The organism is Marinomonas sp. TI.3.20, assembly GCF_038155025.1.
In the GTDB taxonomy this organism is placed as follows: Bacteria; Pseudomonadota; Gammaproteobacteria; order Pseudomonadales; family Marinomonadaceae; genus Marinomonas; species Marinomonas flavescens.
Window position 1 is genome coordinate 88147 of record NZ_JBAKAS010000017.1, and the last position, 9830, is coordinate 97976.

At 39.0% G+C, this 9830-nt stretch carries 8 protein-coding genes; 7 read left to right on the plus strand and 1 reads right to left on the minus strand.

Going from position 1 to position 9830, the window contains the following annotated elements; genetic code table 11:
• Positions 1-298 precede the first annotated feature (298 nt).
• The 3 genes from V6259_RS15915 to V6259_RS15925 all read left to right on the plus strand — a co-directional run bounded on the left by V6259_RS15915 (position 299) and on the right by V6259_RS15925 (position 2379).
• A complete protein-coding gene (locus tag V6259_RS15915) occupies positions 299-760 on the plus strand; it encodes a YccF domain-containing protein (RefSeq protein WP_341585404.1) in 462 nt (153 codons plus the stop codon).
• Positions 761-875: 115 nt separating this feature from the next.
• Entirely contained in the window at positions 876-1124 is a 249-nt protein-coding gene (locus tag V6259_RS15920) for a Rho-binding antiterminator (protein WP_341585405.1), read from the plus strand.
• 145 nt (positions 1125-1269) lie between these two features.
• A complete protein-coding gene (locus tag V6259_RS15925) occupies positions 1270-2379 on the plus strand; it encodes an NAD(P)/FAD-dependent oxidoreductase (RefSeq protein WP_341585406.1) in 1110 nt (369 codons plus the stop codon).
• Between the two features lie 118 nt (positions 2380-2497).
• On the opposite strand, the gene V6259_RS15930 is transcribed toward V6259_RS15925, so the two are convergent.
• Positions 2498-4555: a hypothetical protein gene (locus V6259_RS15930; RefSeq protein ID WP_341585407.1), complete on the minus strand. Its 2058-nt coding sequence runs from the start codon at positions 4553-4555 to the stop codon at positions 2498-2500.
• A 512-nt stretch (positions 4556-5067) separates the two neighbouring features.
• Between V6259_RS15930 and V6259_RS15935 the strand changes: the two genes are divergently transcribed.
• The 4 genes from V6259_RS15935 to V6259_RS15950 all read left to right on the plus strand — a co-directional run bounded on the left by V6259_RS15935 (position 5068) and on the right by V6259_RS15950 (position 9730).
• Positions 5068-5358: a hypothetical protein gene (locus V6259_RS15935; RefSeq protein WP_133011788.1), complete on the plus strand. Its 291-nt coding sequence runs from the start codon at positions 5068-5070 to the stop codon at positions 5356-5358.
• A gap of 602 nt (positions 5359-5960) precedes the next feature.
• On the plus strand, positions 5961-7091 hold the full coding sequence (locus tag V6259_RS15940; RefSeq protein ID WP_341585408.1) for a tetratricopeptide repeat protein: 1131 nt from the start codon (positions 5961-5963) through the stop codon (positions 7089-7091).
• A 2-nt stretch (positions 7092-7093) separates the two neighbouring features.
• Complete coding sequence (locus V6259_RS15945) at positions 7094-8770, plus strand: lipoprotein N-acyltransferase Lnb domain-containing protein (RefSeq protein WP_341585409.1); 1677 nt, start codon at positions 7094-7096, stop codon at positions 8768-8770.
• Between the two features lie 6 nt (positions 8771-8776).
• Positions 8777-9730: a hypothetical protein gene (locus tag V6259_RS15950; RefSeq protein ID WP_341585410.1), complete on the plus strand. Its 954-nt coding sequence runs from the start codon at positions 8777-8779 to the stop codon at positions 9728-9730.
• The last annotated feature ends 100 nt before the right edge of the window (positions 9731-9830 follow it).

A 9830-nucleotide genomic window follows, 5' to 3' on the forward strand; every position in this document is an offset into this window, starting at 1 on the left:
ATGTTCTTTTAAATTGTCTATTATTTCATCATTTTTATTTCCTACCTTTGATTCTATTATCGATCAAGCATCTTGATTTCACGCCTCTTTATTGCTTAACCATCCGGTTCATATTCTATTGATGCTTCGATATCATCGATCTATGATGATGGACAGTGTGGTCTGTTGAATCTTCGGCTGTAGTGCAACTCCATCGCCTCGTCAGGCTCATTTTAAGAGGTATATGAGAAGGTGATATTAGAAGGTAGAAGGTAGAAGGTAGAAGGTAGAAGGTAGAAGGTAGAAGGTAGAAGGTGATATGAGAGCAATTGGAAATTTAATTTGGTTTATATTTGGCGGTCTAGTGATGGGCTTAGCTTGGTGCATTTTTGGGCTGTTGGCTTTTATAACGATTGTCGGTATTCCATGGGGCAGGGCGTGTTTTGTCATCGCGGTTTTCTCTTTTTTCCCATTTGGAAAAGAAGCCATTGCTCGAAATGAGTTAACGCACGCCGAGGATGTGGGGACCGGCGGCTGGGGAGTAGTAGGCAATGTTTTGTGGTTTATCTTTGCTGGATTTTGGTTGGCGATAGGTCATGTTATTTCTGCTATTACGTGTTTTATTACTATTATCGGTATCCCGTTCGCTTTACAGCATTTAAAACTTGCTGGCATTTCAATTGCACCTATCGGTAAAACGATTGTCTCTAAAGAAGTGGCTATGGCGGCTCGTCATGCGAATGCCGAAGTCAGTGTTGCAAATTTAAGGGCAAAAAAATAGTCGCTTTTTTCTGAGCCGTTGCTATGTCGGCTCGCCATGATTTTTTAATGCTGCGGTCTTTCAAATTGGTCTTTTGAATTGGTCTTTTGAATCGGTATTTTATTAGAGGTTTCTTATGATTACTTGCCATGAGTACGATTATGTTGAGATCGTTTGTTTGTTCCATTACCCGATTAGGTTAACGATGAATACGGGAGCAAAGATAGACGGTGTTGCACTTGATACTGCCCGTAACGAAAGCCGTGCTGAGTGCATTAAAATACAAACAGACGATGGCGTTATGTTGGTGGTGTTAGCGGATATGGTGAAGCTGGCGATTACCGTTGAAAATCCTCACTTTACGGAAGTGCGTTTTCAGTCGTGATTTTCTCTTTTGTAATAGGCGATATTTTTTAGGATAGGTGCACGCTTTTGGTTCCCGTGGGTTAAGAAAGCAATAGCCGCATTACAAGGTGCTTAGGGGCCTTAGTAGGGCATATTAATCGTAGTTAACAGCTGAAGAAACCGATATGAAGCGTCTTGTTTTGATTGGGGGTGGTCATGCACACATGATTACTCTAAGTAAATTAGAGTCCTTTATTGAGAAAGGGTATCAAGTCACGGTTATCCAACCCTCTGATTATCACTATTACAGCGGTATGGGACCGGGGATGCTTGGCGGCACTTACGAGCCGGATGATATTCGCTTTGAGACCAAACAACAGGTTGAAAGTAAGGGTGGGAGGTTTGTTAAAGCCCACGCTAGCCGCATTGATCCAGACAAGCAGCTTGTGTATCTCGCAGAAAGTGATGAGACGATTCAATACGATGTGCTTTCTTGTAATGCAGGTTCTTATGTTCCTAAAAGCATTGTTGAAGGCGCTGATGAGAATGTGTTTACAGCGAAGCCAATTGAAGAGCTATATCGAGCTAAAGAGACCATTCTTCGAAAATTGAACGATGGGCCTATTTCAATCGCGGTTCTCGGTGGCGGGCCTGCGGCGGTGGAGATAGCAGGGAATATCCATCAATTATGTAAGAGAAAGTCATTGCACCAGCCGAATATACGCTTGTTTAGTGGACCTAGGCTGATGTCTAAAGCGCCTGTTCGGGTGCAGTATCTGGTTCATAAATTACTGGTTCGTAAAGGTATTACCATAATAGACAAAGGGTATGTTGAGCGCGTTAGTGATGGAAAAATCACGGTAGAAAATGATACGACCTACGACGCTGATATTATCTTTCCGGCAATCGGTGTTAAGCCTTCCCCGCTCTTTGCCGCATCTGGTTTGGATGTTGGCCCTGATGGTGGCTTAAAAGTGAATACATTTTTGCAATCAACGGGCCAAGCAAATATTTTTGGCGGAGGGGACTGTATCTATTATGCCGATCATCCTCTTGATAAAGTGGGCGTTTATGCGGTTCGTCAAAACTTAGTGTTGTATAACAATTTAATGAGCGCGCTTGAAGGAAAATCGTTAGAACCTTTTTCGCCAGCGGGCGATTATCTTTTGATTTATAACCTTGGTGATGGTGAAGGGGTATTGTCTAAATGGTCACTTACCTTCTCAGGTAAACTGGCTTTTCGTATGAAGGATTACATTGATAGAAAATTTATAAGGCTATTTCAAGGCTCATAATAAGCCCATAGAGTAGAGCCCCTATCAACGTAATTGCTGAATACCAGTGGGGCTGCTTAAGATCAGTGGGACAGATTTCTCTCAAGACAATTGCAGGTAAATGACTAGTTGAAGGTGTTTATTTTTTCGGTATTGCTTTAGCGTCAGGGATTGCTTCATCGCAATTCATTGGTGCAAAACATGGTCTAGCGATACTTGCCCCTGGTACCCAAGCAGGCTGACCATATTCATAAGCGCCGATATCAGGCGTACTTCCCACAAAGTTATTGGTAATGCCCGCAATCGTTTTTCCTTTGTTTATGGCATCTGTTGCGCTAGCTCGTAAACGAAAATCTCCATTTGAATGATCCACAAACGTGTCACTTGGATTAGCATCATTAAGTTCATTTTCATGTGTAATACATTTTAATAATGTATTTGTACTTTCTAAGTCAACCATCGGGCCCGCGAACAAATTATTGGTGAAATTTGTACTATTAATCGCGCCTTGCCTATCACGATTCCATAAACGAATACGGTAATGGGTGTTATAAACCGTATTATTATAGTATTTTACGTTTTCAATCGTTGTACGACGGGGACCTAAATAAACAAAGGTGCCATCGTCTTTAATATCTGTTTGAAAATTCCAAATAACGTTGTGATGCGCTGTATAGTTTTTTACATCTTCTAAATAAAGCGCCACCACAAACTGCTTACCACTATTACCATTACTTGCAACAGCTTTCGACGTTGGCAGTGTTGAGCTATCATGAATATGATTGTAAGCGATTATACTATTCTTAATATCTAATGCTGTGTCGTAAGCACTACCACTCGTTGCTTCAATCGAACCAGCATCTTGCCCTAACCTCGTCGAATCGAAAATATCATTATATACAATATTGATTTTATCATTAAAACGAATATGGAATCGGCCTGTTGAGCCTAAGGTGCTATTAGAAATAGTGGTGTTAAACGCATAGGTTAATACACTTGACGTAAATTGTGCGTTCCAGCCAATATCTTCAATAATACAATTGTGGATGGTGTTATTGTGGCCATCTTCTATTGAGAAACCATTCCCCCAGGTGTGGGCAACATAACATTCTCCAAAAGTATTATTGTTGCCGTTTACATAAATTCCACCTTGCTGTTTGAATGAGGAATTATAATTGGCACGGGCAAAGTAGGGGAATATATAACGAAAGCTCGTTTTTTTAATCACTGTGTTATCTGATTTTAACTGTAGCGAAGCGGCTTTAATGTTTAAACCTGAAATGCTGGTGTTATTTTTACCATTAATGATAAAAGCCCATTCGCGCTTTTGTGCTTCAATTTTAAGGCTGTTAACATCAATATTATCTTCAGGTTTAAAGTACAGTTTACCGTCTTGTGCATACCATTCGCCCGCTACGTCTAAAGCATTCAAATGGAAGATAAAGCCCCAACCACTGCCCGGAATGTTTTTATTGTTTTTTGTCCAATCAGTCAATTCAGATTTAACCTGAATCAGGTTACCGCTATTACTTGTAATTCGACCATGAGGGTTCTGCCATGTTTTACCTGAAATACCTCTGAAATAACCACCAACCCAGTAATCATCAGGAATGTTATTCATGTCATTAAAGACAACGCGTTTATTACTTGTGGTGTCGTTTTTATCCGCTGCATTATTGACCACGATATCAGCGTATCCAGATCCGCTTTCGCGCACACTTAACATGTCGCCATTGCTTTGATTTGGGTAACGCGCCATTTGCATATAAGCGTCGTTAGCAAAAACCTGTGTAAATTGCGTTTCAAAACCAGAAAAATTTGCTTGGTAAATACCATTTTTATATAACGACCACCCAGTGACAACATCAAGGCCTGTCACTGTGACTTCTTCATTGGGATAATTGCTAAAGGATTGATGGGCATAAGCAACCGTTACTGTTTCACGGTAAACGCCTTCTCGGATAACGATATCACCACCGTTTGGTAATTTATTTGACGCTGACTGAATTGTTCTGAGAGGAGAGCTCTCGGTGCCATCATTAGAATTTCGTCCGTTATGGCCATCGACATAAATACGATGCGATCGAATCTCTTCAAGTTCAGCCCCTTGAGCTGAAAAAGCAGAAACGGGTAATAGGGTGGTGCAAGATGCCAAGATCAAATGTCGAATAAAAGTGCGTCGGTTATGGTTAATCATAGGTACGTCTTGTCATAGGTACGTCTTGTCATAGGTACTTTTTTCATAGGTACTTTTTTTCATAAGTACTTCTGTCATAAGCACTGGCTGTGTATAGATTAATGATTGATAAAAATATAATCTGCGCGATGAACAGCGACTCAATGTATTGCAAAATAACAACAATCACGTTGAACATCAAAAGCAGGTTAGAAGCTTTACACAAAACTGCAAACAGCCACCGCAACTGCAAAGATTTAGATCAACTTACCACTCTTCAAAAATAAGCAGCACCTTTCGTTGTCATCACATAAAGGCATCCAAATGAGTGTGATAAGGCATCGCTGCTAGGCTGGTACACACCTGTTAATTCGCCAAATATCGCCTATCATCAAAGGCGATTGATTTTAGTCGTACTTTAATTGAAATCGACTGGCGTCTTGAGCAAGTCTCTAACGTACTCAAAAACTGTCTTGCTTGTACCAAACTGGCTACAATGAGGCTTCACTTGTCAGTATTCCCAAGGAATCATCATGGTTGAGAAAGACATTATTTACGTAAGAGCGAATAACGCTGGCAGCACCGCGGGGATAATTGCGTGTGTATTAGCGGTATTTGGTATATTCACTTTAAGTGTTGTCTTCGTGCCGCTTGCTATTATTTTTGCCATATTTGGCACATTAGCCGCCATCTTGCAGATGAATGGCTCAGGCATTGGCGTCAATCTATTGGCTTGGATATTAGTCATTGCTGGAATTGTAACCTCACCAGCGCTGATTGCCTTTATTCTTATGATAGGCGGGCTAATACACCTCACGCCTTAGTTCGTTGCATGAATGAAATAACACGGCTTGATTTTGATGGCTAAGTACAGAGAGTTTTTACTTTCTTACTTAGTAGGGCTGTTTATTATAGAGAACCTCCGCACTGGTTAATACTTCCTCCTTCTGCATAAAATTTTACTCATCGTGGTACAGCACAGATAGATAAGCCCGTATAATATTTCTGTATTAATATCATTATCATAGATCTTTAAAAAAATGACAAAGTCATCTTGTTAAGATATAGATTGTCTAATCTTAACCCCGTATCACTACGATACTTTATCTTTAGCCTTCATGTTAATAGGCCACCTCTTTTCTTGGATAATAGGTTTATATCCGATCATCTTTTTTACTAAAAATCTTCTCCTATACGAAAACATAGATCCTTATTATCAAATTATTAAGCTAATTCTATTTGACTTTTATTTACTTTATCTTTACTTTTTACTACATTCGATTTTAAAAAGAATAGCATAATGCTTCGGAAAGCTACTTTCTATTTTTAGGCCCTCGCTTTTCTTTTTAAGGCTCGCTCCAACATTAGAATGGCGAGCATGTAACTTTATTTTCAAATTGAAACTATAATCGGTGGTATTTAGCACATGTTTATAAAAAAAATATTTAAGCGATCCAGTTGTTTGATAGTTTTATCATTATTAGCAACATCATATACTCATGCTGAATCAGCCTTGCGAGTTCAATGCATAGGAGATGCGGCTGATGCGACTGTGTTTATTAATGGTAAATCTCATGGTAATTGTCCAGCGGATATTTTTGTAAAAGCAGGCTTAGTTAAGCTTTATGTTGTAAAAACAGTAGATGCCGATCATGAGCGAGTGTTTGAAAAAACATTAAACCTAACCGATAACACGGCAAAGAAAATTAAAGTCACTTTATCCTCTTCTAGACTTACCGAAAAAGCGGCATATGACTTGGCCCAAAAAGCACTTGAAAAAGCCAGAAATGGTGATGTAACTTCAATGCGCAAAGTATCTGAATTATATGAAAAAGGTTTAGGTGTTCCGAAAAATATTGAAAAATCCCAGTATTGGTCACAAAAATCAGTAGATACAAAAGATGAAAATACAGCTAAAGCTATCTTAAAAAGAGCTAAGGCTGGCGATATTGATGCAATGAATCAAATGGAAAACTTATACAGCATCGGTAAAGGAGTGAATAAAAGCCAAGTTCAAGCACAAAATTGGAAAAATAAACGCCTACAAATTATTGCCGATAAGGAAAAGGAGCAAGCTACTCATCTATTAACTCGCGCTGTAGCAGGGGATCTTACTGCTATGTATGATATGTCTAAGCTTTATAAGTCAGGTAAAGGGGTGGAGCAAAGTGATGTCAAAGCAAAGGAATGGGAAAATAAGCATGCTTTAGCTTTAAAGGAAAACATAGAAAAGAGGAAAAATCAGGATCGAATAAATGAACTTGAAACAGAGCTTGCTAGTTATAAATCTGGAGGGGCTTATTTTAAAAACCTTAACAATCAAGGGCTGAGGATAGCTCGAGAGAATAGAGGTAAGGATGACATATCATCAGTTACTACGGTTGGTCCTACTTTCGTTGTGGCGACACTTGTAGGATTATCTTCCGACCTTACACTAGCACCTTTCCGTCTCACAGATCAGATTCAATTACAAAAGGAATTGAACGCACGCGCAGCAAAGTGGGCAAAACCCAATTCTATGGTAGCTAAGGCTGTCGAGCAGCAAACACAGAAGTAGTTATGACACTGCTGATGCTTAAGGCGATAAGGCTACCTATAACAGTTTTATTTTTTGTAATTCTTAGTGGCTGTTCGACATTACATAAAAATAATATAGATGCCCCACAGGTTATTTTCTCTACAGAAGATGGCATGCCAATTATCGCTTTCAATACTGAATTAAGACTTACAATTGATCTGGTTGCTGTAGACAGGTTGGCAAAATCAGCCAAACTGACGCAAGAGGAATGGCTGATAGAATACTTTTCTGCTACGAACCGTGATGCTTTTTCCCCTGATTCAGAGTTTTTCAAACTTGCAGACATTGTTAGCGATAATGATCTAAAGGTTACAAAAATTTATATAGAAGAACTCGCTCGTTATATTACGCAAGCCTATTTTGCTTGCAAACAACCGCTTTATTATGAGTATTTTCAACAAAGATATGCATTCTACAAAGAAGATTTTTTTTGTGATTCGGCTGTGCCATTCGACCTTCTCTCACGTTACAGTTCAAACAATATTATTTATATAGATCCCAATAGAGTTCGAGATATTCATATCGTTTTTGCAAGTAAAGACAATAATATGATGTCTAAATTTGGTCATATTTCCTTAAGGTTTGTTATTTGTCCTGAAGCAAAAAGTAGCAAGGCAGAGTGCGATGCGAATTTGTATCAGCATATTGTGTTGGGATATATGGCGCATATAGATGATATTAAAATCAATTCAATTAAGGGGGTGCTCGGAGGATATAAAGCTTACCTTTACGCAAATAGTTTTATGGATGTGTATCAGAAATATACTATCAGCGAATTTCGTGATCTCTATTCTTTACCTTTAAATCTTGATCAAAAAGAAAGAGAAGAAATGCTCAGAGCATTAGCAGAGATTCATTGGGGCTATGTTGGAGATTATAAGTTTATTAATCGTAATTGTTCTACTTTGATGCAAATAGCGTTAACTGCTATATCGCATAAGTTTGCAAAGGAGCCTTCTTTAAATCATTTATATTGGAGGCCGGATCATTTTTTTCAAACGTTGAAAGAAACCAATATTAGTGATGCTGCACAGCTAGAAGACTTACAGCTAGCAGAGAGTAACGGCTATTATTTTCCCAGTACTGAGCCTATCTATAAAAGGGCTTTTGAGGTTGTGCAAGAAGCCATGGTGACTACAAGCTACACTTCTTTAAGTGATTATTTGATAGCGAGTCCGATAGAGCGAGTTAATACAGTAAAAAATAATCATGAATATATGAATAAATTGGCGAAAAATGATTACCTTTTGGAAGCTCAATTATTATTGGAGGAGTTGAGCCTCATAAAGTCTGAGTCATTAATGAACGCAGAAATGGGTTATTTCTTTGATGAATACGGTGTTGATGATATTAAGGTTCATATGATGAAAAACCTTGATGCTAAAGCTTATGATGTGTTTTCAGATTGTGTACTTAAGCCAATGTTAGCAGTGATTCAGCCTAAAAAACGCAGTCATGGAATTCCTACGGTGGAATCTTTTAAGGCTAGCGCCATAGATGATAGCTGTCAGATGGAAGTGAAAGCTAATTCTCTAAAACAGGTTAATGCTGAATTAGAGGCGCTGGATCCTGAGAAATGGGCCTCTGTAAAATTGGCTGTGTATTATTGGTTAATCACTATTGAAAATATTACTAATTACAAAGCATTGAGAGGTTAATAGTTTATGTACTTGAAGATTTTATCTATAGCTATATTGCTGTTTGCTTTCTCATTGCACGCAGCAACACTAGAAAGCCGTATGAAACTATTGCAGCAGTTAGATATGTTGGATGGGTTAGACTTTCAAGAGGAGGTTGAATCGGCCAATGACTGTATTAGAGCACGTAACTTTGGCTGTGCTGAAAAAAGCATTACAGCCGCAGAGGATTTGCAAGATTCTAATGAGCAAATGAATGTGATTGCTTCAGTTAAACAAAGCCTGTTTAACGAGCGGGCTGAAGTACGTCGTGAAATAGAGCAGGCTAGGCAGCAACGAATTGCCCAAAGAGAAAGAGATCGTCAGCGAGAACGTGACATAGAGAATGAAAAAAGATATCAGCGAGAGGTTGCTAGATTACAGCGTGAATCGGCAAATACGCAACCGCAGCAGAACTCTTGGGCTGTTGGTTTAGGTAAAGCGCTTGATAGTATTAATGCAAGAACTCCGAGCATTGAAGAGACATCAAGAAACTTATATCGACAAATTAATAAGGTGAATCAAGATTATGCACAAGCTCAACGTAATAAAAAGAAACGTGAGCAAGCTTATTTAGTTGAGAAGCAGCAAGCGCAAAATCGTTTGGACCAACAACGTCAAGATTATATTCGAAGACAAGCAGAATTGGCGCGACAACAGAAAGCACAACTTGCAAGGCTTCCTGTTAAGGCTGCACCGAGTAAAGTGGAAAATGTAAAGGAAAAAGAAAAATATCAGCTTGTCGTAGAGGCATTAGCTTTTTGTTGGGAGCATCAAACAAAAAAAGATAATTGGCGCTGTCGAGGGCCTAGCCATAGTCGAAACTCGACGAATGATGCTACATCTGTATTTCAACCAGGTCTATTAGCACAAGTGGACTATGCAGGTTGCTCAAATGCTAGCCTTAATAATAAGCGTGAGCGTCGGCTAAACCCCACATAGCAGTCTCTTCCAAAAACCATAAAGTCTTTCATTTTTTAAATTGGAATAAAAGACTCATGTTTACGGCTTCTGATCAACTTAATGTGACCCTCATTTGTGG